Annotated in this window: 18 protein-coding genes and 3 tRNA genes; 6 read left to right on the top strand and 15 right to left on the bottom strand. The window is 44.1% G+C overall.

Going from position 1 to position 22,884, the window contains the following annotated elements; translation table 11 throughout:
* Nucleotides 1-63: 63 nt before the first annotated feature.
* The 12 genes from truB to ACM0P2_RS08795 all read right to left on the bottom strand — a co-directional run bounded on the left by truB (nucleotide 64) and on the right by ACM0P2_RS08795 (nucleotide 14,688).
* Nucleotides 64-1,035 (bottom strand): tRNA pseudouridine(55) synthase TruB, encoded by a 972-nt coding sequence (gene truB / locus ACM0P2_RS08850; protein ID WP_173358744.1) that lies wholly within the window; start codon nucleotides 1,033-1,035, stop codon nucleotides 64-66.
* Entirely contained in the window at nucleotides 1,036-1,437 is a 402-nt protein-coding gene (gene rbfA / locus ACM0P2_RS08845; protein ID WP_419227594.1) for a 30S ribosome-binding factor RbfA, read from the bottom strand.
* A gap of 117 nt (nucleotides 1,438-1,554) precedes the next feature.
* The gene (gene infB / locus ACM0P2_RS08840; RefSeq protein ID WP_159117393.1) at nucleotides 1,555-4,161 is read right to left on the bottom strand and encodes a translation initiation factor IF-2; all 2,607 of its coding nucleotides are present in this window, start codon (nucleotides 4,159-4,161) and stop codon (nucleotides 1,555-1,557) included.
* 24 nt (nucleotides 4,162-4,185) lie between these two features.
* Nucleotides 4,186-5,682, bottom strand: a complete 1,497-nt coding sequence (gene nusA / locus ACM0P2_RS08835) for a transcription termination factor NusA (protein ID WP_159117392.1) — start codon at nucleotides 5,680-5,682, stop codon at nucleotides 4,186-4,188.
* A 45-nt stretch (nucleotides 5,683-5,727) separates the two neighbouring features.
* Nucleotides 5,728-6,186 (bottom strand): ribosome maturation factor RimP, encoded by a 459-nt coding sequence (gene rimP / locus ACM0P2_RS08830; protein ID WP_105931078.1) that lies wholly within the window; start codon nucleotides 6,184-6,186, stop codon nucleotides 5,728-5,730.
* 292 nt (nucleotides 6,187-6,478) lie between these two features.
* The gene (locus tag ACM0P2_RS08825; protein WP_173358745.1) at nucleotides 6,479-7,480 is read right to left on the bottom strand and encodes a response regulator; all 1,002 of its coding nucleotides are present in this window, start codon (nucleotides 7,478-7,480) and stop codon (nucleotides 6,479-6,481) included.
* A gap of 14 nt (nucleotides 7,481-7,494) precedes the next feature.
* Nucleotides 7,495-10,830, bottom strand: a complete 3,336-nt coding sequence (locus ACM0P2_RS08820) for an MHYT domain-containing protein (RefSeq protein WP_419227593.1) — start codon at nucleotides 10,828-10,830, stop codon at nucleotides 7,495-7,497.
* 160 nt (nucleotides 10,831-10,990) lie between these two features.
* Nucleotides 10,991-11,067, bottom strand: a tRNA-Met gene (locus ACM0P2_RS08815).
* Nucleotides 11,068-11,114: 47 nt separating this feature from the next.
* Nucleotides 11,115-11,191, bottom strand: a tRNA-Met gene (locus tag ACM0P2_RS08810).
* A gap of 53 nt (nucleotides 11,192-11,244) precedes the next feature.
* A tRNA-Met gene (locus ACM0P2_RS08805) sits at nucleotides 11,245-11,321 on the bottom strand.
* Nucleotides 11,322-11,524: 203 nt separating this feature from the next.
* A complete protein-coding gene (locus tag ACM0P2_RS08800; RefSeq protein WP_105931075.1) occupies nucleotides 11,525-11,827 on the bottom strand; it encodes a 4a-hydroxytetrahydrobiopterin dehydratase in 303 nt (100 codons plus the stop codon).
* A gap of 167 nt (nucleotides 11,828-11,994) precedes the next feature.
* Nucleotides 11,995-14,688, bottom strand: coding sequence for a TonB-dependent receptor plug domain-containing protein (locus ACM0P2_RS08795; protein WP_419227592.1), 2,694 nt, complete (start codon nucleotides 14,686-14,688; stop codon nucleotides 11,995-11,997).
* Between the two features lie 431 nt (nucleotides 14,689-15,119).
* Here ACM0P2_RS08795 and ACM0P2_RS08790 point away from each other — a divergent pair, with 431 nt between their 5' ends.
* Together ACM0P2_RS08790 and ACM0P2_RS08785 are read left to right on the top strand one after the other, a co-directional pair.
* Complete coding sequence (locus ACM0P2_RS08790) at nucleotides 15,120-16,106, top strand: mechanosensitive ion channel family protein (RefSeq protein ID WP_390604745.1); 987 nt, start codon at nucleotides 15,120-15,122, stop codon at nucleotides 16,104-16,106.
* 17 nt (nucleotides 16,107-16,123) lie between these two features.
* A complete protein-coding gene (locus tag ACM0P2_RS08785; protein ID WP_105931072.1) occupies nucleotides 16,124-16,288 on the top strand; it encodes an entericidin A/B family lipoprotein in 165 nt (54 codons plus the stop codon).
* A gap of 167 nt (nucleotides 16,289-16,455) precedes the next feature.
* Here the strand turns inward: ACM0P2_RS08785 and ACM0P2_RS08780 are convergent, their stop codons facing one another.
* Complete coding sequence (locus ACM0P2_RS08780) at nucleotides 16,456-16,905, bottom strand: MaoC family dehydratase (RefSeq protein ID WP_159117386.1); 450 nt, start codon at nucleotides 16,903-16,905, stop codon at nucleotides 16,456-16,458.
* Between the two features lie 232 nt (nucleotides 16,906-17,137).
* Between ACM0P2_RS08780 and ACM0P2_RS08775 the strand changes: the two genes are divergently transcribed.
* Complete coding sequence (locus ACM0P2_RS08775; RefSeq protein WP_105931070.1) at nucleotides 17,138-18,040, top strand: LysR family transcriptional regulator; 903 nt, start codon at nucleotides 17,138-17,140, stop codon at nucleotides 18,038-18,040.
* Between the two features lie 165 nt (nucleotides 18,041-18,205).
* Nucleotides 18,206-18,598: a DUF3718 domain-containing protein gene (locus ACM0P2_RS08770; RefSeq protein WP_105931069.1), complete on the top strand. Its 393-nt coding sequence runs from the start codon at nucleotides 18,206-18,208 to the stop codon at nucleotides 18,596-18,598.
* 155 nt (nucleotides 18,599-18,753) lie between these two features.
* Here ACM0P2_RS08770 and ACM0P2_RS08765 read toward each other — a convergent pair whose 3' ends face one another.
* A complete protein-coding gene (locus ACM0P2_RS08765; RefSeq protein WP_236547032.1) occupies nucleotides 18,754-18,966 on the bottom strand; it encodes a hypothetical protein in 213 nt (70 codons plus the stop codon).
* 388 nt (nucleotides 18,967-19,354) lie between these two features.
* Between ACM0P2_RS08765 and ACM0P2_RS08760 the strand changes: the two genes are divergently transcribed.
* Complete coding sequence (locus ACM0P2_RS08760) at nucleotides 19,355-19,753, top strand: DUF3718 domain-containing protein (protein WP_120959637.1); 399 nt, start codon at nucleotides 19,355-19,357, stop codon at nucleotides 19,751-19,753.
* A gap of 242 nt (nucleotides 19,754-19,995) precedes the next feature.
* The gene (locus tag ACM0P2_RS08755; protein WP_105931066.1) at nucleotides 19,996-20,394 is read left to right on the top strand and encodes a DUF3718 domain-containing protein; all 399 of its coding nucleotides are present in this window, start codon (nucleotides 19,996-19,998) and stop codon (nucleotides 20,392-20,394) included.
* Nucleotides 20,395-21,076: 682 nt separating this feature from the next.
* Here the strand turns inward: ACM0P2_RS08755 and ACM0P2_RS08750 are convergent.
* The gene (locus ACM0P2_RS08750) at nucleotides 21,077-22,876 is read right to left on the bottom strand and encodes an acyl-CoA dehydrogenase C-terminal domain-containing protein (protein ID WP_159117385.1); all 1,800 of its coding nucleotides are present in this window, start codon (nucleotides 22,874-22,876) and stop codon (nucleotides 21,077-21,079) included.
* Nucleotides 22,877-22,884 lie beyond the last annotated feature (8 nt).

Raw genomic sequence — 22,884 nt, 5'->3', positions numbered from 1 at the left:
AAAAAGCTCGGCTTCATAGCCGAGCTTTGATGATATATGACAATAGTGACAGAGGCAGCAGCGTTAGTTGTACACGACCCGGCGTTTAGGGTTAACAAACACTTCTTGTTTAGGGATACCTTGGTCTTTAGGGTCGAGAACCCCTTCTCCTACGCCTAAGAAAATACCACTGGTATCGTCGCCATGGTAAACGCGATAAGCAGTGCCTTCACAAAGTGCTTCGCTGCACTCGCCTTTTACAGATTGGCCGTTATCAAAACGGTTTCTTTCAGCGTCGTTAATCGTCACAAATGGCAAACGACTTACGGCGGTATCCATAGGAATAAGCAACTCATCAAGCGCTTTAAAGTCACCTTCTTCCAGTGATTCCTGAATTTCAATCAACTTATCAAGCGATACCATTTTATCCGTAGGGTAGTCTGCTACTTCAGTGCGATGCAAACGAGTCACGTAAGCACCGCAGCCAAGGTTCTGACCTAAATCATCTACGATGGAGCGAATATAAGTGCCTTTGCTGCACTTAATGCGCATTTCTACAAACGGCAGTTCAATGCGCAGTACATCTAATTCATACACTTCAATATCACGGGGTTCACGCTCGATTTCTATACCTTGACGGGCATAGTGATAGAGCGGCTTACCTTGATGTTTAAGCGCTGAAAACATGGACGGGATTTGTTTGCTCTTACCAAGAAATGCCAAGCACGCATCGCGCACTTGCTCTTCGCTCACATCAACAGGCTTTTCTTCAACCACTTCACCGTCTGCATCAGACGTAGTTGTGCGCACGCCCAGTTGAGCCGTTACTTCGTAGGTTTTCTCGGCATCCAGAAGAAACTGAGAAAACTTAGTGGCCTCACCTAAACACAGCGGCAACATGCCACTGGCAAGTGGGTCAAGTGCGCCTGTATGCCCGGCTTTAGCCGCTTTGTAAAGCCAGCGCACTTTTTGAAGCAGTTGATTAGATGACCCACCAAGCGGTTTATCAAGCAATACTATGCCGTTAATCTCACGGCCTTTACGACGTCTTGCCATTTACTCCTGCTCTTGTGGATCGTCTTTAACGCGCTTTGACTCATCTTTTGCGATGGTCTGCGACACAAGATTAGAAATTCTCATACCTTCTATAATCGACTTGTCTTCAAAGAAATGAAGATCAGGTACTGAACGCATGCGAAGACGTTTAGCTAGGATACTGCGAATAAACTTCTTGTATTCAGCAAGTTGCTTGATTTGCACTTTGCCTTCTTCTTCAGTGCTATTGTAAATAGTCACGAAGATTTTTGCGTGCGCTAAGTCGCGCGACACGTCAACATCAGAGACAGTTATTAATGGCATGTCCCCAACACGATGCTTATATTCATTTTGCAGAATGCTCGCCACTTCTTTATGAACTTGCTGAGCGACTCTGTCGGTACGTGAAAATTCACGGGCCATTTGTACTCTCCTTTCCTTATTTACTTTCAAACATGAATTGCGCCTGCTTTTTTAGAATACAGACAAAAACGGGAGCACTCGGCCCCCGTTTTTCACATGCCGAATTAACTAAGGCAATTAAATTTCGCGTTTAACCTCAACGATTTCGAAGACCTCAATTTGGTCACCTACTTTCACGTCGTTGTAGTTCTTAACGCCAATACCACATTCCATACCGCTACGAACGTCTTGAACATCGTCTTTAAAGCGACGTAGTGATTCAAGCTCACCTTCGTAAATTACTACGTTGTCACGAAGTACACGGATTGGATTGCTACGCTTAACGTTACCCTCAGTAACCATACAGCCCGCGATTGCACCTAGTTTAGGTGACTTAAATACATCACGTACTTCTGCAAGACCAATGATTTCCTGCTTGAACTCTGGTGCAAGCATACCGCTCATGGCCGCTTTCACTTCATCAATTAGGTTATAGATAACGCTGTAGTAACGTAAATCGATTTCTTCCGCTTCTAGTACGCGACGCGCTGTTGCATCAGCACGAACGTTAAAGCCAAGTACGATAGCACCTGATGCAGCTGCAAGGGTTGCGTCCGTTTCAGTGATACCACCTACGCCGCTACCTACAATATTCACTTTAACTTCAGCAGTAGAAAGCTTAACAAGTGATTCAGAGATCGCTTCAACAGAGCCCTGTACGTCGGCTTTAAGCACGATGTTAAGTTCGCTAACATCGCCTGATTCCATGTTTGCAAACATGTTCTCAAGCTTCGCTTTTTGCTGACGAGCCAGTTTAAGTTCACGCTTCTTCTGATGACGCTTAGCGGCAACTTCACGGGCTTTGCGCTCATCTTTAACAACAGCGGCATCTTCACCTGCAACAGGAACGCCTGACAAGCCAAGTACTTCTACTGGTGTAGACGGGCCAGCAACTTTCATGTCTTGACCGTTTTCATCGCGCATAGCACGAACACGGCCGTACTCTTCACCACACAGAAGGATATCGCCAGGACGTAATTGACCTTCCTGAACCAATACAGATGCGACAGGACCACGACCTTTATCAAGACGAGACTCAATAACGATACCGCGACCAGGGCCTTCAGCAACCGCTTGCAAATCAAGTAGCTCCGCTTGAAGAACGATAGCTTCTAATAGCCCATCAACGCCCATACCGGTTTTGGCCGATACGTTACAGAACTGGTGCTCACCGCCCCACTCTTCTGAGATAACTTCTAGTTGAGAAAGCTCAGTTTTAACGCGGTCTGGATCGGCTGTTTCTTTATCCATTTTGTTAACTGCAACGATAAGAGGTACGCCAGCAGCGCGAGCGTGCTGTACTGCTTCTTTCGTTTGCGGCATTACACCGTCATCAGCAGCAACAACCAAGATAACGATATCTGTTGCCGTAGCACCACGGGCACGCATCGCTGTAAATGCAGCGTGTCCAGGTGTATCTAGGAAAGTGATTTCACCGTTGTCCGTTTCTACTTTGTAAGCACCGATGTGCTGAGTAATACCACCAGCTTCACCATCTGCTACTTTCGCGCGGCGGATGTAGTCAAGTAATGATGTTTTACCGTGGTCAACATGACCCATGATAGTTACAACAGGTGCACGGCTGGTTTTGATGCCATCCATACCCTCTGCTAACAACTCGTCTTCTAGCGCGTTGTCGTTTACAAGCTCGTATTTATGGCCCATTTCTTCAATAACTAGTACCGCAGTATCTTGGTCTAGTACTTGGTTAATGGTTGCCATTTCGCCCATCTTCATCATCGTTTTGATAACTTCGTTAGACTTAATAGCAAGCTTACTTGCCAGTTCGCCTACGGTGATGGTTGCGCCAAGCTTAACTACGCGCTCTACAGGCGCAGCTGGCTTGTTAAAGCCTTGCTTAAGATGTTCACCAGCGTTTTTCTTCGACTTGCGACGACGACGAGATGAACGCTCAACCTGCATATCTTCTTCGTCTTCTGCTTCTTGCGCATAACGGTTAGAGTGCAAGTGAACTTCTTCTGCTTCTGCTTTCTTACGACGCTCTTCTTCTTCTTTCCAGCGACGCTCGTTTTCTTCAGCTAATTTACGCGCTTCTTCCGCCGCTTTCTTAGCGTCTTCTTCAAGTTTCTTCTGCGCTTCTTCTTCTTGCGCTTTGCGTAAACGTTCTTCTTCTTGACGAGCCGCTTCCGCTTCTGCTTTCTCAGCCTCGCTTAATTCAGGCTCGTCTTTCTTACGCGCCTCTGCTTCTTTTTTCGCTTGCTCAGCACGACGAGCGCGCTCTTCATCAGCGGCTTTTTTCGCTTCTTGCGCTTTACGTGCTTTTTCTTCTGCAGCTTTTTTCGCTTCCGCCGCAGCTTTCTCTTCCGCTTCGCGCTTCAAACGTGCTTCTTCTTCAAGACGCTTCGCCTCTTCTTCCGCTTGGCGCTGCTGTTCTTCAATGTCGCTACGCTTAACGTAAGTGCGCTTTTTGCGTACTTCTACTTTCACTTCTTTAGACTTACCAACACTGAGTGTGCTCGTTGTCTTACGCTTAAGTGTCATACGCGTTGGTTCAGCTGCGCTGCCGTGTTGCTTACTTAAATGATCCAATAGTTTTTGTTTCTCGTCTTCGTTTACCTGATCGCCGGCACTCTTAGAGATACCCGCGTCTTTAAACTGGCCAACCAATCGGTCAACGGTCGTACCAATGTCGCTGGCGAGCTTTTCAATAGATACATCTGCCATTACGTAATTTTCCCCCTGTTGACCTTACTCTTCTTCACTGAACCATACGATATTACGAGCCGCCATGATTAATGCACCGGCTTTCTCTTCGTCTAGTTCATCGATATCACTGATATCATCGGTACCTTGTTCTGCTAATTCTTCTAGGTCGGTAACACCGCGGCTGGCCAACACATAAGCCACGTGTTTACTCATACCTTCAAGATTTAATAAGGCTTCGGTAGGTTCTGCACCTTCAAGCGATTCTTCGTTCGCAAGTGCACGCGTGGTTAAGAAAGCACGCGCTCTATTGCGCAGCTCTTCAACCATTTCTTCATCTAACCCTTCAACCGCTAGAAGTTCACTTGCTGGCACGTATGCCACTTCTTCTAGTGTTGTAAAGCCTTCATCTACTAGGACTGACGCGAAATCTTCATCGATGTCCAAACCTGCAGTAAATAGATTAAGTACCTTCGCGTTTTCTTCTTCGTGTTTCTTGTTGAGATCGTCAACCGTCATCACGTTAAGTTCCCAGCCAGTCAGTTGGCTAGCTAGGCGTACGTTTTGACCACTACGGCCAATTGCTTGCGCTAAGTTGTCAGCTTCAACGGCTACGTCCATATTGTTGCTGTCTTCGTCGACAACAATAGACGCTACCTCAGCTGGTGCCATTGCATTGATAACGAATTGCGCTGGATTTTCATCCCAAAGCACGATATCAACACGTTCGCCGCCAAGTTCACCCGACACAGCTTGTACACGTGATCCACGCATGCCCACACACGCACCAACTGGGTCCAAACGTTTGTCGTTAGTTTTAACAGCAATCTTTGCACGTGAACCTGGATCCCGCGCTGCAGATTTAATCTCTAGTGTTTCTTCCGCTATTTCTGGCACTTCTAAACGGAATAGTTCAACTAGCATGTCTGGATGCGTACGGCTAATAAATAGCTGTGCGCCACGCGCTTCTGGGCGGATAACATATAGAAGACCGCGTACACGGTCGCCCGGACGGAAGGTTTCGCGAGGAAGCATATCATCGCGATAAATAACACCTTCAGCATTGTTGCCTAGGTCGATGATGATGTTATCGCGGTTAACTTTCTTAACCGTACCTGTTACCAGCTCACCTACTTTGTCTTCATACTCAGCGATCATTTGCTGACGCTCAGCTTCACGCACTTTTTGCACGATAACTTGCTTAGCGGTTTGTGTAGTTATGCGGTCAAATTTAATAGATTCAATCTGTTCTTCAACATAATCACCAAGTTGTATTTCAGGCTCGTCGATTTGCGCTGCAGAAATCGTGATTTCGGCAAATGGATTTTCCTGTACTTGATCATCAGGAATTACCAACCAGCGACGGAATGTATCAAAGTCACCTGACGATCTGTCGATGCTTACACGAACTTCAATTTCGCCTTCGTTTTTCTTTTTGGTTGCGCTAGCGATTGCAAACTCTAGCGCTTCAAAAATTTTCTCTCTAGGCACTTGTTTTTCATTTGAAACGGCTTCCGCCACTAACAAAATTTCTTTATTCATTTTCGCCTCACTTTTGCTTTCGTCGATGAAAGCAGAGCTGTTCCGTTAATCGAACGTGGGAACAACGTTACCTTTTTCGATATTCGCCACAGCTAACTGGAACTGCTGGCCGTCCACTTCAATACTTACCATGCCGTCTTCGCAAGCAAGTACTTTGCCTTTAAAATTACGTCTGTCGCCCATCGGCATAGACAAACGAACTTGAACTACTTCACCCACAGACTCAATGTAGTGCTTTTCTTTGAAAAGCGGTCTGTCCATACCTGGTGATGACACTTCCAAGTTGTATTCAGTACTAATTGGATCTTCTACGTCCAAAATTGCGCTAACCTGATGACTTACATCTGCACAATCATCTACGGTAATACCGTTTTCATGATCTATAAAAACACGAAGAATCGAATGTTTCCCCGCTCGTACAAACTCGATACCAACCAGCTCGAAACCCAGTGCTTCCACACCCGGCTCTAACATTTCGGTTAGTTTCTCTTCAAGTTTTGCCAATGCAAACCTCCAAAAACGAAAAAAGGGCCTAAAGCCCACCTGTCATCACCCGGCTCAGCCAGGCTGACTCCAGGTTTTAATACAACAAAAAGCCCCGGACTAGCGGGGCTTTTATTAAAATTCTGAACCCATACCTGCCAGCAAGGGCAGTTGCAAACCTATGGGTAAAACCACCGTTAGGTGATAGCTTGCTATGGATAAGTGCGTTACTTTCCTAACTTGAGGGAGCCCGCTCTCATCACTCGATGAAAGCATTATACGTATAGGTGACACATTAAGCAACAGCCAATACCTACTCTTCGTCTTTGAAGGCTGCTCTTATCTCCAAGACTTTGGGCAGTATCTCTATCATTAAATCGACTAACTTAGGTTCAAAGTGCTTACCTTTTTGACTTTTTAGAAAATCAACGGTTTCATCAATGGTCCACGCTTCTTTGTATGGCCGTTTACTGGTCAGCGCGTCAAATACATCAGCGATGGCACAAATACGTCCCTCAATAGGAATATCCTCACCAACTAGCCCTCTAGGGTAGCCTGTTCCGTCCCATTTTTCATGGTGTGTTAGTGACACTGATTTCGCCACCTGCAACAACAGAGAATCGCCGCAATCACCAATGATTTCCGCACCAATTTCTGGATGCTTTTTCATAGTTGAAAACTCTTCATCAGTCAGCTTTCCAGGCTTTAGCATTATACTATCGGCAATACCTATTTTTCCTATATCATGCATTGGTGCAGCATGTAGTAGTATCTCTGCCTGCTGAGCTGTCAGCCCGTAAGCGAGTGCCAATTCTTTAGCAAAATGACTCATGCGCATGACGTGCATACCGGTCTCGTTGTCTTTATACTCCGCCGCTTTACCCAATCGTTGCACAACCTGAAGGCGGCTGTTAAGCAACTCATCTGCTTGCACCAGGCTAAGGTGAGTTTTCACCCTAACTCTTACAATAGCTGGGGATATTGGCTTAGTTATGTAGTCTACTGCACCGGCATCAAATCCCTCGGCTTCATCATGCTCATCATTTAATGCAGTAACAAAAATAATGGGAATATGCTTAGTATTGCTTTGCTGCTTTAGATGACGGCATACTTCAAAACCCGTTAACCCTGGCATCATAACGTCAAGAAGAATTAAGTTAGGTAGCCTAGTCTCGGCGAGCTTTATCGCCTCTTCACCATTTTTTGCGAATATCAGCTGATACTCAGACTCAAGAAGCCTTTTTAAAACACGAAGGTTAACAGGCTCGTCGTCAACAATAAGTAATGTCGGTTTAGCAATTTCAGTTTCTAACATCCCGTATCTCTTAACTACGTTAACTTTTTAATGAGCGCTCTGATACCCTGTTGCGCTAGCTCAAATTCAAAATCATCAATATCAAGGAGAATTTGATTAATCTCATCATTATATAGGGTTGGCGCGGCTTCACGCAGAACGACCAATTCCTCTTCATTGACCATGTTTTGCTCAACACTAATTAATAATATTTTGAGGTGCTCAAGTATGAGTTCATTGTCGATGCTTTCATTTATAGCATCTTCAGCGTAAAGCGGAGACTCACTTAACATTAATTCAATTTTATCTAACGCCTCTCTTAACGCATTAATGTCATCAATATCCACCGTCGACTTTAGCGCTTGAGACTCAATATCACTTGCTATATTGAAGAATGTTGTCAAACCGAGGTTGCCTGACATACCTTTAAGTCGATGTGCTTGCTTCGCTATAGCAGCAAAGTCTTCTTTTATGGCTGAGTTCATCAACGCGTTTATTTGATCGCGACACGTAGAAGTAAATTTGTCTACCTCTTGAAGAACCGCCGCTTCACTGCCCCATAACTCAATGGCTCTGTTTAAATCTAAGACGTGCTTTTCAACCAAAAGCGTTGACGCAGTTTGAGGTTTTACGCGACTTTGACTGTGAACAGGTGCTTTGTTGCTTTCGACATTAAGTACTCGCGCAATCTCGTCCATCAATGAAGAAAAATCAACAGGTTTGTTGGCAAAGCCCTCCATACCCGCTTGCTGAGCAGCGTGCTTGTCCTGTACAAGTACACTAGCAGTCAAAGCAATTATGGGCGTTGCCGGTAGCCCCTGCTCTCTTTCAAAGATCCGACGTTGTTTGGCTGCCTCCAACCCATCCATTCTCGGCATTTGCAAATCCATCAAAACAATGTCAAATGCTTCCTCGCGCATTTTTTCCAATGCTTCAATGCCATCCGTTGCTGTTTTTACTTTATGGCCAGAGCGTGTAAGCAGCAGTGTTAGCAACTCTATATTTTGCAAAACATCGTCAACGACTAATACGTTCAATGTAGCGTCAAGATACGTCGTTTGTTCATTAATCATTGGAACACTACTTTCAACAAATTCTGAGACTTCAAGGGGAAGCCTGAAAGAAAAAACAGACCCTTTGTTCACTTCACTTTTCGCGAAGATAGTACCGCCCATTAGTTCTACTAGCTGTTTAGAAATTGTCGTTCCTAATCCTGTACCACCGTACTTCCTGCTCATCGACGCGTCAGCTTGTGAAAATGGGTCGAAAACCCTGTCGAGTTGCTCACTCGTCATGCCAATACCGGTATCTGAGACATCAAAACGAACGAACTTTTCGTCGCTTTTCACATTGATGATCACCTGGCCTTGGTGGGTAAATTTCACCGCATTTCCAATTAAGTTATTAAGAACTTGTCGAATACGCTCTGGCACACCTCGATAAGACGTGGCGACTTGATCATCCACATGAAGTATCAATTCAACCTTTTTCCGTTTGGCCTCTAACCAGAATGTTGAAATAACTAAGTCGAGCTCTTCACGGATTATAAAATCTCGATAATCCAATTCGAGTTTTCCTTTGTCTAACTTTGCGCTGTCCAAAATGTCGTTGAGAAGGTGGAGAAGAGAACGCGCGGAACGATTTATGGTGGTAAGGTGAGACTTTTGCTCGTCTAATAATTCCTCGCCAAGCATGAGATCACTAAAGCCAATAATGGCATTCATTGGCGTGCGGATCTCATGGCTCATGTTTGCAAGAAATGCGGTGCGAGTTGCTGCCGCTAACTCTGCTTTTTCTTTTGCAGCTTTAAGCTCTTCTTCCATAACGCGCCTATGCGTTATATCCGAGATGAAGCCATCCATATATAGTACGTTTCCATCATCGTCTTTAACATGGACGCCATGTTCTGTTACCCATTTCACGTCGCCAGACTTTGCAATAATGCGGTATTCAAATGAAAACCCGCCAGCGTCGCTATCAATATTTGAAAACATTTCCACATCATCGGGGTGGTAAAGCTCTGAAAACGAACGTTTAGGACTGGGCAAAACAAAATCTTCGGGAGGATAGCCTGTAAGTTCTATTACTGCATCACTAATAAAAACCATCGGCCAATCTGGATTAACAAGACAACGGTAAGCCACACCGGGAATATTGGAAATTAAACTTCTAAATTTAGCTTCACTTTCTCGAAGCGCATTTTCCATTTCTTTTCTTTTACGCAAATCAGAAGCGAAGGAGACAAACGTTGGCCTTCCATCTAGTTTGGTGTAGCCCACACCAACGCGGACGGGTATCTTTTCGCCATTTTTCCTTAAAATTTCGACTTCTCTTCCAGTACCTATAATTTGTTCTGTAGGCACACTTCGTTGACTAAAAAAGTCGTCACCATATAGATAGCGTTTTTCATGGGGGATAACTACGGATGCATGCTGTCCAACCAACTCGTCGGGTGTGAAGCCGTATATATCTTCAACCGCAGGGTTGGCTGTTTTAATGATACCCTTATCATCGACAGTAAGAATAGCATCGACCGCCGTATCCGTGATTGCTCTTTGAACCCGCTCGCTTTCTATGGCTCTAACCATCACATCGCGGTATTTGAACAGAAGGCTTACACCTAAAACCATCGTAATCAGTATCAGGGTAACAACGGCGATAGAGACAGCAAGATAACCTGCAATACCTGATGATTGCGTAGACGTTTCCATGCCCGGCGGTAAAACAAATCGTGCGGCGGCCATACCGGTATAGTGCATACCTGATATTGCACCGCCCATAATTACGCTGGCCAATACCACATACTTTCCAAGAAAATTATGAGACTTTGTTGCTTTTTTAATGCCGAATTTTATCCAAAGAGCAAGCATTGCAAGGAGCACGGCTATCACAATAGAAAACGCGAACATAGTAAGGTCATATCGCAGCAATGGCGCCATTTCCATTGCTGCCATGCCGCTGTAATGCATTGTTCCAATACCTGAACCAACCAGTACACCGCCCAGTACAATCTCACCTGCGCTAATACGCGACTTAGTTAAAAGGTAAAGCGCTACCCACGCGGCCGCTACGCCCGGTAATGACGACAACCCCGTTAGCGTAGCGCTGTAACTTACAGGTATGCACAATTCAAAGGCTGTCATACCTAAAAAATGCATAGACCAGATCCCACCGCCTAGCGCGACACTTCCAGTCCCTAGAAGAATATTCCGACGTAAACTGTCTTTTGTAACAGCCGCTTGTTCAGCAACGTTAAACGCCATAAACGAAGCAAACATGGCAACTAAAAGTGATAAAACAACCAAGGGAAAATGATACGCACCTTCAAGTAAGGTAGCGTGCTCGTCAAAAGTAAAAAAGCGGGAAATCATAGGGCGGCCAAACTACCTTATATGCAATTATTCTATTGGCGTATTGAAGTGACAACCATACACAGTTGTAGTGTAGTCGTTAATTTATTGTTTGTGATGTAGACAAAAGTCAGATAACAGCAGAAATAAAAAAACCCAGCAAATGCTGGGTTCTTCTATGTGGTTGCGGGAGCAGGATTTGAACCTACGACCTTCGGGTTATGAGCCCGACGAGCTACCAGACTGCTCCATCCCGCGTCTGTTCGGTAAAGCTTGCTGAGCAAGACTTTTCTGGTATGTAAAAGTGGTTGCGGGAGCAGGATTTGAACCTACGACCTTCGGGTTATGAGCCCGACGAGCTACCAGACTGCTCCATCCCGCGATTGTACGGTAAAGTGTGCTATGCACAACCTTGAAATTCTGGTTTATTTTCTGTGGTTGCGGGAGCAGGATTTGAACCTACGACCTTCGGGTTATGAGCCCGACGAGCTACCAGACTGCTCCATCCCGCGCCAGAAAATATCTGTTGAAAGCGTTTCGTTTAATGCCTCGCTTCAACGTGGTGCGTATTATACATAGGGACTTACTCAACACAAGTGCTTAGCACCGAAATATTTCATTTTTCTGACTGTTCGCAGCTTAATTGACCAATATGCGCAAAGTTAATACGAAAAAGCGCGTATTCAACCCTACGCCCCCGGTTTTCCCAGCCGACCTATTGAAATTTTTCCATTTTTTCAGCAAGAGAAAAGTCGAGTTCTGTCAATCCATCGGCATCGTGCGTTGTAAGTGTTACCTCAACCCTGTTATAAACATTAAACCATTCTGGATGATGCTTTAACTTCTCGGCCCAAATAGCAATTTGAGACATCCAGCCAAATGCTCTGATAAAACTTTTAAACGTGAATGTTTTTTTGATGCAATCACCACTTCGCTCCCAATGCGTGCCGTCTGTAACTAAATCATTAAGTGCAGCCAATTTAGTGGCAATAGTATCGTCCGCTAGCTTTGTCGGCATTCTAATCTCCCAGTAGGTTTCTATAAGCCTTTTACTTACTTTAAATAATGAGAGTTAGATTAGAAAAGGGATATGCATAAAACTTGAAAAAATGTGTGGAGCTTTTAGTTTACAAAAAGCCGGCTTTGGAAGCCGGCTCTATCTTTCAGCAATTTTCAGCAATAACCTTAAAACTCTATTGCTAGCCTCGCATAAATTTGTCGACCACGAGGATCATGCACTTTTGAATCAAAGCCGCTGTTTGTGAATACCTGCGGTGGTTCTTCGTCAAATAGATTGACTCCACCTATGGTCAATACATAACTTTGATCGGTGTCGAAAACGCTACCTAAGTCAATGTTGTACTGAGCGTCAACCGTTAGCATGCTGTCGATTTCATAAAAACCATTTGCACATCCACCGGTATTACTTGTTCCATCTGCACAGTTTTGATCATCGTCATATGATGATATGTATCGCAAGAACAGGTTTGCTGCATGTACATCATGTTGCCAGTTAAGACCAATATTCATACGTAACTCTGGCGATGACACACCTATGTTATTGAAGTTACGGCGACCAGCACCATCTATATCCCCTGCTTGCGGGTCGTTCAAGTCATACTTGGTAATATAAGTTGCTTGAATAGTCGGTGTAAAGTTCCCGAGCTCCGTCTCCATTTTATAGCTAGAAACGAAGTCTATGCCCGATGTTTCAAGCGAACTTGCGTTAACATAAGTATTGTTAATCTGTAATACTGGCCCCGTTAAAGGGTCTCCAGCACGAACGATCCGCGAAGTATCAGTAGGATCTGCGTTCAATAGCGCTTGCGCATTCTCCTGAATGATCAAATCTTCAAATTCAAAGTTCCAATAATCTAACTCGATTGATAGGTCTCTGAACGGCTCGTAAGAAAAACCTATGTTGTACGCTGTAGATTCCTCAGGTTTCAAATCCTCATTACCCGATGTACGCACTGCGACAAAAGCCTGCGCACCTTGCACTGGGTCGACAACTTGTTGCAGTGACGTAGCTCCCCCTTGCGCTAGGAATACGGTTGGCGCTCTAAATGACGTCGAGATCGAGCCTCGTAGCGAAAATTCGTCTGTCGCGCGCCATGATATAGCCAACTTAGGATCGACTGTGCTACCAATACTACCGCCGTAATCTTCATAACGAACAGCCAACTGCACGTCGAGTTCGTCACTAACCGGTAATGCCAATTCCCCAAATGCTGCCCAAACATCTTGGCTTCCATCTAAGTCAGGGTTACCGATAACAAAGGTGAAACTGTCTTGATTAGATAATTCATCGTAATCCTGTCTCAGGCTGTTTTCACGATACTGAACCCCGAGTGCGAGCGCGGCATAACCGCCACCCATTTCGAAGGTATCAAAAGAAGTAAACGCTTCGAATACTTCTAAATCAGATTTCGAGTCGATGACCTGCTTAGCCGTAAATGAATTAAGTACATAGTCTGAGTTAGGTGCACTTGTGTATGACGTTGCAAATGGATTGAAAAATTCGCAGCTACCCTCACCTGGTGTTCCCAAGACTGGATTACAGTTTGAGCCACCGAAACCTAACAGCGCGAGTTGAAATTCAGTGTTCAATACATCGGGTACTGAAAATACAAAATCATTCACCGCTCTTGTATAACTTATTTCCCAGAAACCACTATCAGTTACGCCTTGTAAATTTGTGCTAAAGCGGAATGTATCTGACTCGGTATTTGCAGCATCACCTGGCTGCCCGTTGCCTTCAGCACGGCCAAAAAACGACACCGCACGCCCAAATGGGTTTTGTGGGTGATAGTCTGGAACCACTGGTGCAGTCAAAATAGGAAAGCTTGGCGCACCACCGCGCTCGGCTCGGTTCCGTGCCATGCCAATTTCAGTCGTCCATGTAATATCGTCTGTAAATTCGTACTCGGCGCGAGTATATGCATTGATGCGGCTTTCATCCGGCACATAAGAATAAAACGGCCCGAAATCGAAACCACAAAGGCCAACATCAAGCCCAGGAACGGTACCTTCCGGTGCTAGTATCTGTGGAAAACCGCCAAATTCTTCACATCCAAACGGATCAATAACTGGAACACCAGGCGCAATGAAGAAGCTAGCTGGATTCCCTAAGGCACTGGTATCGTCCTGCGGACGACTCAAGCGTCTATCGTTTATAAAAAGCGGAGAACGATTTGTATAACTAATTGCCGCAATAACATTACCTTTATCGCCTGTCGCTCCCCATAGGCCCTGAAGGACATATTCCTTATTATCGCCATGTGCACCGTCTTGATAATCGACGCTCACCATCGCACCATCGTAATTACGCTTTGTAATAAAGTTCACTACGCCCGCTACAGCATCAGAACCGTATAAAGCAGATGCACCGTCCTTTACTACTTCCATGCGATCGATGGCAATCATGGGAACTAATGAACTTGTATCTACGAAGTTCAACCCTTCATTTGTAGGCTGAGCGGTTACAACTTGTCGCTTGTTATTAAGGAGTACTAGGGTTGAGGCAACACCAAGACCGCGAAGGTTTATGTTAGATGTGCCTGCGGTTGCGTTTTGAGTAAACGCATCAGGGTTATTTTCAGCGCCGGTATTAATAGTAAGGGTCTGAGTAATATCTGCAATATTTTTCGCGCCAATCGCGTCAATAGCGACGCTATCGACGACAGCGAGGGGTGAAGGAGATTCAAAGTTTTCACTTCGACGAACGAAACTTCCGGTAACTAGAATGAGTTCGACATCTTTTTTAGCTTCTTGCTCATTCTCTACTTCAGCTTCTTGGGCTGATGCAAGGTAAGGAGAACAAAATAAAGCAGTGCCTACCATGGCGGCAACCGCTGTCTTACGCGTTTTAAATTTCATAGTGTGATTCCAAATCTGGGCTTATCACTACCGGCACTACTACCCACACTTTCCGCTAGCAACAGGCTGTTCGATTTTGTGTTGTTATTGTGATAGGCCATCCACAAATTGTGACCTACCGTTTTGATACTATGCGCGATTCCTAACTTTGTAAATTTATTGTGAATAATATGTTTACATTAATTTTACACATGGTCTGACCAGGTAGACTTTAGACTAATATGGGATGCCCATCTCACAATTTCTTGAACCTACTTTATGTGAATATGTTTCACTCAATCGGTAATTCATACACACCAGCTACTATTTGGCTCTTAACCTTCGGCCACCCACCTTTATAAAACTCATAAATTTCATAAACATACCCCATCTATATACTAGGAATGAATCTTGAAACTCTCTAAATAAAATATGTGAAGGTAATGAGGGTTATGGAGTTTCCAAAAGTTGATGAGGTCTATAAGCTTTTAAGTGAAAAGCTTGAGAGTTGGATAGAAGGAGGTATCACCCTTCTCCCCAATATCGTTGTTGCGTTTCTTATCGCTATTTTGTTTGGAATTATTGCGAAAGTCGTCGGCAACGTAGTTGGAAAACTCATGCGACGTACTTTCGAGTCTCGTCAAATAGCTGGTCTTCTTACTTCTATTATTAAATCTATTATCCTCGTGGCGGGTATCTTCATTGCGTTAGACTTTGTTGGGCTCAAAGGTACAGTCACATCTCTTTTGGCCGGGGCCGGAATTGTAGGTTTAGCCATAGGCTTTGCCTTCCAAGACATGACTGAAAACTTTATCGCTGGTGTAGCGATGGGTATTAGAAAACCCTTTGAAATCGGTGATGTTATTGAGGCAGAGGGCGTTTTTGGGAATGTTAAGGAAATCAACCTTCGAAATACGCTGGTCGAAACCTTTTACGGGCAGTTAGAGGTAATTCCAAACAAAATACTATTTCGCAACATACTGACTAACTATTCAACGTTGGGTTATCGACGAATAGAGGTGCCGGTAGGCATATCATATGCAGATGATATCGAGCAAGCTGCAAAAGTCATCACAGATGCAATGAACGATAAAGACTATGTCATTAAGAAAGACGAAACCGCCGTTTATGCAGAGTCTTTCGGCGATTCCAGTATTAACCTTCTTTTATGGTTTTGGATTCGATATCCAGGAGAGCCTGGGTTTATGGTAGTGCGCCACGATGCCATAAATACGGTCAAAACAGTATTAGAGGATAACGATATTCTTATTCCGTTTCCTATCAGGACATTGGACTTTAACGCCAAAGGCGGCGATAAGCTTAATGCAATGATTAACCAAAAAGAGGAACGCGGAACAGGCAAGGCAGATTCAACTTCGACACAAACAACGTCGGATAAAAAAGCAGGTAACGATTCAGATCAACCTGGTGAAGAGTAAATCCAAAGGAGAGACAAATGGAAATGTTAAATTCAAATACACGTAAACACGCATTTTTGGCCCTTATACTTGCAGCAAGCATTGGTAGCCTAGGTGGCTGTGCAACCATTGAAGGCGCAGGCAAAGATATTCAAAGTGCAGGCGAAGCGGTAGAAGAAGGCGCAGAAGAAGCATCGAACTAGTACGTTCACAATGTCGCTTCTAACGCTCATTGTTCTTTAGAAATTTAAAAAGCCTGAAGATAAGCGAAAGCATCGTTCAGGCTTTTTTATTTCTAGTATTTCAGTGATGAGTTTTATATGGAAAAGCTAAAACGTTGGGAAAATTCTAAACGTGCACGTGCGCAGGCCTACGGCTTTAACACGGCTAGCATAAGGAAGCTACCGACAAGCGCTGGATTCCCGCTCGATTTGAGTAAACATGATGCTTCTACTTTAAACAGTTTGCCCTGTGGCTTTTCAGTAACCTCAACGAGAGTAAAATGATACTTCAGCGAGTCGTTACTTTTAACTGGTTCTAGAAAGCGCAATTTATCTATGCCGTAATTTATCATAGACGCAATTTTATCACTGGGAGATATGACTTCCGCGAAAGCCTTTGGCATTAGACTTGCGCTTAAAAAACCGTGAGCAATGGTTGATTTAAAGGGGCTTTCCATCTCGCAACGCGCTACATCTAAGTGTATCCATTGGTGATCTCCCGTCGCATCTGCAAACTGATTAATCATGTCCTGAGTTATTGGCAGCCATTCAGACTGCTCAAGTGAATCTCCTACCGATAAATCCAAAAGTGTTTTCATGTTCGCGTCTCTTTCCTGTTGAATATTGTTAAAACTACTATTATTCACTTGAATGTTTCAATTAACTTTTAATAATAGGTATTTATAAACATTCTTGTTACACTAACGTAAATTATTCGTAGATGCTATGTAGCGGCACGAGAAGTTGTTGCAATTGTTTTCGCTGAGTCGCACTCAGTGCTTTTTCATCTATTGGCTTTTTTTCAGGGCATTCGCTCTTAAAGGATTAGTTATGAATCTCAATAGAATAGATTTGAACCTTTTTGCTGTATTCGACGCCATTTATACCGCCGGAAGTTTGACCAAGGCAGCAGATGTTTTGTGTATCACACAACCTGCTGTGAGTAATTCATTAGCTAGATTAAGAGAAATGCTAAATGACCCGCTTTTTGTGAGAACGGGCCACAGCATGACACCAACACCCGTTGCGCAAAACATTATTGTACCTGCCCGCCAAGCCTTGGCGTTACTTCGCAAAAGTGTGCAAGAAAGCCATACCTTCGACCCGCTAACAGCGGAGAAGTCGTTTAACTTTGCGAGCCGAGATTTGCTTGAAGCTAGTATCATGCCTCGCTTAGTTGCAAGACTTCAAAACCTGGCACCAAATATAGGTCTAACTAACTATGAGATACCGCGAAGCCAAGTGGTATCGGCAATGGCGGCAGGTACACTAGACTTTTTTGCCGATGCATCTACCTTTACCGACCCTCACTTGTGCAAAGAAAAGATAGCGCAGGACAGATTCGTCGTATTGGCTCGAAAAAATCACCCTGCCCTCAAAAATGGACTGGATCTCGAGACTTTTCTTCGACTTGGGCATATCAATGTTTCCCAGCGGAAATCAGGGGCAGGTCCTATTGATGTCGCATTAGACAAGATGGGGAAAAGAAGAAAAGAAGTCATGCGCGGTCAACACTTTCTTACTGTACCAAGCACAATTGTGAAAACTGATTTGATAGCGTGTTTACCATTTCATTTAGCAAAACATTACGACCTTGCTATATATGAGATGCCGTTTGACCTTCCCCCTGTAGAATACTATTTATATTGGCATGTAAGCGCAGACCATGACTATGCTCACATGTGGATGCGTGAGCAGATTATGGAAGTGGCAAGTAACTTCAAACCGCACTAAAAACACTCAATAAAAGCGCTTAAATTTAAGCGCTTTTTTCAGTATCCAGTCTTAGTTATAACCCTGCATACCGGTGTATTGTTAATAACATTTCCATACTCCTCGCTTTATCTTTTAATTATCTCGAGCGAACAAACAAATCTAAATTTACTCGAGGAATTAACCATGTTGAAAATAGTTAAAACTTCTCTTGTTATTGCTGCATCATTTGGTATGTCGGGTATCGCACATGCCGATGTTAGCGAAGCACTAGCAAATATTTGCACTATCGTACAAGCAGACGATAAAGGCGAACTTAGAAAAAAAATGCGTTCAGTTGAATCTGACTATCGCATGAAATTGAAAGACTACTATTCCGGTATCAGCTGCGGTGGTAACAGTCTTATTCGTACCGCACTTCTAAGCAACGCCGTTGAAGCTGGCGAGCTGCTTGTTAAAAAAATGCCTAAGAGCGATTTGGAAGCACCAGAAGCTGACGGAAAAACGCTTCAAGCTTGGGTGGCTGAAAACGGTCTGCAGGATAATCCCATTGCAGCGGTAATTAACGACCGTCTGTAATACCTTTTCACACCATGTGAACCATTTCAACATGGTTGCAGAGAAATCTGCACTTTAAAAAGCGACCTTCGGGTCGCTTTTTTCTTTTCATCTTAAAAAGATAAAAGGAGAGTTATTGTTAACTCTCCTTTTATCTAATTATGAGTAACTAATACCTAACTGGCCTGAGTCACCGCTCGCTTTTCTCCGGAAACTCCTTCGCTTATCGAAAGTACAGGCTCATTTTTGTAAACACGCTCTAGAAACGCTTTGTACACATCAGCAAATTTTTCTTGCTGAGCAAACTCACCAAACACTTTTTCTATCATCAAAAAGCGTAAGGTACCTGTTTCGTTTTGCTGAGCAGCGCGATGAAATATCTCGGACAATACATCGTTTTATTTCTAATGACTTTCCATCTTGATAGATAATATATCGTCTCTTAATAACGTCGATTTTATTGATGATGCGCTAAGCAAACTCGCTGGTTCGAGTATGCATAGCGAGAACAGCAAACGCAAAAAACAGCATGAACGCTGTTTTTTTACACTTTATTTGATCATTTCCCATCCACCAGTTCTGGTATGCGTTAACCTCGCAAGCCCTTTAATATTAAAGGCTATAACGAAGCTCACGCTATCTACGCCTTTAGTATAAGGTATTAAGTGACATACATGGTTATTTGAGTGAATGTTTTTTAATCATCTCGATTGTCTTTTAATAAAACCCGAACAAACAATCTCTCTGAATAATTAAATATACGAAGGAAATTTAACCATGTTGAAAATCGTTAAAACTTCTCTAATCATCGCTACATCAACACTTGCTTTTTCAAACACAGCGCAAGCGAATGACATAAACGAAGCACTTGCAAACATTTGTACTATCGTTCAGGCAGACGATAAGGGCGAGCTCCGCAAAAAGATGCGTAGCGTTCAGTCAGACTTTAAATTAAAGCTTCGCGATTACTACTCAGGCATTTCATGCGGCGGGCAAAGCTTAATCCGCACCGCGCTTAGCAGTAATGCAGTTGAAGTAGGTACGCTACTTGTTAAGAAAATGCCGAGTAAAGATCTAGCTGAACCAGAATCAGACGGCAAAACATTACAAGCTTGGATTGCTGAGCAAGGACTGCAGAGCTCTCCAATTTCAGCTGAGCTTAACGACAGAATTTAGGTATCATATCACATCACCATGTGAATCAATTCAACATGGTTGCAGCGAATGCTGCACTCGAAGGCCCCACTGCTACGGGGCCTTTTTTATTGGCGCGCTGCCTTCGCTAAGACTGACTACCGCTTAAAGTATGCTTTCGTATACCCTGTTATTTTACAGCATGTTTTTCAATTAGTTAGATTAGGGTTTAATACATCTCAACGAACAAACATTAACTAAACAACAACCGAAGGAATTTAACCATGTTGAAAATCGTTAAAACTTCTCTAGTAATTGCGGCATCTACTTTAGCTTTTTCTAACGCAGCACAGGCGAATGATATCAACGAAGCGCTAGCAAATATCTGCACAATCGTTCAAGCAGACGATAAAGGTGAACTTCGTAAAAAAATGCGTAGCGTACAGTCAGACTACAAGTTAAAACTTCGCGACTACTACTCAGGTATTTCTTGCAACGGCCAAAGCCTCATTCGAACGGCTATTACTAGCAACGCAGTTGAAGTGGGTACGCTACTCGTTAAGCAGATGCCTAGCAAAGACTTGGCTGAGCCTGAGTCAGATGGCAAGACATTGCAAGCTTGGATTGCTGAACAAGGTCTTCAAAGCTCACCAATTTCAGCTGAACTTAACGGCAGAATCTAATATAAAAATTTAGTCACACCATGTGATGTAACGCTTCAACATGGTAGCGGCGGGACGCCGCACTAGAGGCCCCTTCTTGGGGCCTCACCCTTTTCTAAGCCTCAAAATATTCTGCTATTTTTTCTCACATCTCAAAAGCTATGGTTTTTGAAAGTTGAGTAATGATTGCTCACTTAAATATACGTCAATTGTTGTAAAACCAGTTCGCATAGATAATTGCCCACACAGTTCGAAAGCATCAATCTACTTTCCCATAACGTTAAAATCAGAGAGTAAATAAAGATAAACAGGTATGCACTTGATGATCTTCTTCGTGTTCAAGGAGACTAAACAAATTCTAGCTTTAGTGATATCAGGAAGGAGAGTCAGGCCCAATTACATAACTATGAGAAAGTTATCAATCATGGAGCCATTTATCGTAGCAGCTCTGTCAGGCAACCTGTGGTGCAAATTAATAGAGAAGTTTCAGCCATTCTCCTCTCACTGAGGTATACAGCAAGTCCGCCGTCTATATTAGAATAGTGTAGCAACTATCACGTTGCACGCTTGATTTAAGTTTTAAAAACAAAAAGACCGAACTAAATGGGGTATCCAACTATAAATTGGTTACCCCATTCGCTCGGCCTTAGATGCGCATCTTTAGCTACGCGCGTATTTTAGAGCTCGTTTAACTACTCTGCCATTACTCGACAGCAAACATACTCTCTGGCATAGACATCAAGTTATCTGCACCTGATTGCATCGCAGAAACCAGCGAGCGAGTACGCGTTAACAGACGGTCAAAGTAGAAGCCTGTCGTTAAGATCTTGCTCTTGTAGAACTCGGTTTCTGTACTACCTGCATCAAGCTGCTCTTGCGCTTTTACTGCCATTTTGAGCCAGAAATAAGCCACCGATACATAGCCTGAATACATTAAGTAATCGACTGACGCAGCACCAATTTCATCTGGATTAGACGCGGCTGCTTTACCAATATCCATAGTAATTTGCTGCCACTCGTCAAGGTGTGAGCTAAGCGCGTTAGTCCAAGCACTGAACTGTGCGTTGTCACGTAGAGAGTTGCAGTAGTCGCGCACTTCTTGAACAAATACGTTAAGCAGCTCACCATTAGAACCCATCACTTTACGGCCTAATAGATCAACCGCTTGGATACCTGTAGTACCTTCATACATGGTACAAATACGTGTATCACGGGCTAGCTGTTCCATGCCCCATTCTTTAATGAAGCCATGACCACCATAAACCTGCATGCCGTAGCTAGTTGCTTCTTGGGCTGTTTCAGTTAGAAACGCTTTCACGATAGGTGTTAAGAAGGCCAGTTTAGCTTCGGCTACTTGTTTTTCTGCAGCGTCATCACCGTATAGCGTAACGTCTACTAGTTGCATGCAGTAGGCAGCAAGCGCGCGATTACCTTCCGCGAAGGCTTTTTGCGTCAACAACATACGGCGTACATCTGGGTGCACGATAATAGGATCAGCCGGGCCATCTGGGTTCTTGCGCCCCGTCAATGAACGGAACTGGATACGGTCTTTTGCGTAGCGTAATGCCCCCTGGAAGGCTGCTTCAGACGCGGCTAAGCCTTCAAGCCCCGTACCTATCCGTGCAGTATTCATGAAGGTGAACATGCAGTTAAGACCGCGGTTTGGTGGGCCAATCAAGAAGCCTTTAGCACCGTCAAAGTTAATCACACAGGTAGCGCTGGCTTTGATACCCATCTTATGTTCAATGCTGCCACAGCTCACTGCGTTTCTATCTTGCTTTTCCCCGTCTTCAGAGACGTTGAATTTAGGCACAACAAATAGCGAGATACCCTTAGTGCCTTCTGGTGCATCTGGTAAACGAGCCAACACAATGTGAACGATATTTTCCGACATATCGTGCTCGCCAGCAGAGATAAAGATTTTTGTCCCCGTTAAGCTGTAGCTACCGTCTTCCTGAGGTTCCGCACGGCATTTAAGCATGCCGAGGTCTGAACCGCAGTGTGCTTCAGTTAGGCACATCGTTCCTGTCCACTCGCCACTGATGAGTTTCTCAAGGAACATCTTTTGCTGTATTTCAGTGCCATGAGCTTTTAACGTTTCCATACAGCCTTGGCTGAGACCTGGATACATTGCCCACGAATGATTCGCACCTGAGAACCACTCAGCAATGATAGAAGACAGTGAGTACGGCAGCGCCTGCCCGCCAAACTCTTCCGGGTGAGACATACTTGGCCAGCCGCCTTCTACGTAGGTTTGGTAGGCTTCTTTGAAGCCTTTCGGCGTCGTTACTTCACCATCAACCCACTTACAGCCTTCCTCGTCACCCGACGCGTTGATAGGCGCCAGCGTGTTTTCAGAGAACTTTGCGGCTTCAGCGAAAATTGCCGACACCAAGTCTTCTGAAGCTTCTTCGAAACCTAACTTCTGATAGTGATTTTGATAATCTAATAGCTCATGTGTTACAAACATGGCGTCACGTTGTGGAGCTTTATAACCTTCCATACCCAATA

Source organism: Alteromonas sp. OM2203 (assembly GCF_048517045.1).
Lineage (GTDB): Bacteria > Pseudomonadota > Gammaproteobacteria > Enterobacterales > Alteromonadaceae > Alteromonas > Alteromonas gracilis.
The sequence above is the reverse complement of the archived record's forward strand: the minus strand, read 5'-3'. Positions and strand labels throughout refer to the sequence as shown.

Coding starts and splice junctions, on each gene's coding strand:
- truB (WP_173358744.1), bottom strand. CDS start 1,035: ATGGCAAGACGTCGTAAAGGCCGTGAGATTAACGGCATAGTATTGCTT.
- rbfA (WP_419227594.1), bottom strand. CDS start 1,437: ATGGCCCGTGAATTTTCACGTACCGACAGAGTCGCTCAGCAAGTTCAT.
- infB (WP_159117393.1), bottom strand. CDS start 4,161: ATGGCAGATGTATCTATTGAAAAGCTCGCCAGCGACATTGGTACGACC.
- nusA (WP_159117392.1), bottom strand. CDS start 5,682: ATGAATAAAGAAATTTTGTTAGTGGCGGAAGCCGTTTCAAATGAAAAA.
- ACM0P2_RS08825 (WP_173358745.1), bottom strand. CDS start 7,480: ATGTTAGAAACTGAAATTGCTAAACCGACATTACTTATTGTTGACGAC.
- ACM0P2_RS08820 (WP_419227593.1), bottom strand. CDS start 10,830: ATGATTTCCCGCTTTTTTACTTTTGACGAGCACGCTACCTTACTTGAA.
- ACM0P2_RS08800 (WP_105931075.1), bottom strand. CDS start 11,827: ATGCCGACAAAGCTAGCGGACGATACTATTGCCACTAAATTGGCTGCA.
- ACM0P2_RS08795 (WP_419227592.1), bottom strand. CDS start 14,688: ATGAAATTTAAAACGCGTAAGACAGCGGTTGCCGCCATGGTAGGCACT.
- ACM0P2_RS08790 (WP_390604745.1), top strand. CDS start 15,120: ATGGAGTTTCCAAAAGTTGATGAGGTCTATAAGCTTTTAAGTGAAAAG.
- ACM0P2_RS08785 (WP_105931072.1), top strand. CDS start 16,124: ATGGAAATGTTAAATTCAAATACACGTAAACACGCATTTTTGGCCCTT.
- ACM0P2_RS08780 (WP_159117386.1), bottom strand. CDS start 16,905: ATGAAAACACTTTTGGATTTATCGGTAGGAGATTCACTTGAGCAGTCT.
- ACM0P2_RS08775 (WP_105931070.1), top strand. CDS start 17,138: ATGAATCTCAATAGAATAGATTTGAACCTTTTTGCTGTATTCGACGCC.
- ACM0P2_RS08770 (WP_105931069.1), top strand. CDS start 18,206: ATGTTGAAAATAGTTAAAACTTCTCTTGTTATTGCTGCATCATTTGGT.
- ACM0P2_RS08760 (WP_120959637.1), top strand. CDS start 19,355: ATGTTGAAAATCGTTAAAACTTCTCTAATCATCGCTACATCAACACTT.
- ACM0P2_RS08755 (WP_105931066.1), top strand. CDS start 19,996: ATGTTGAAAATCGTTAAAACTTCTCTAGTAATTGCGGCATCTACTTTA.
- ACM0P2_RS08750 (WP_159117385.1), bottom strand. CDS start 22,876: ATGGAAGGTTATAAAGCTCCACAACGTGACGCCATGTTTGTAACACAT.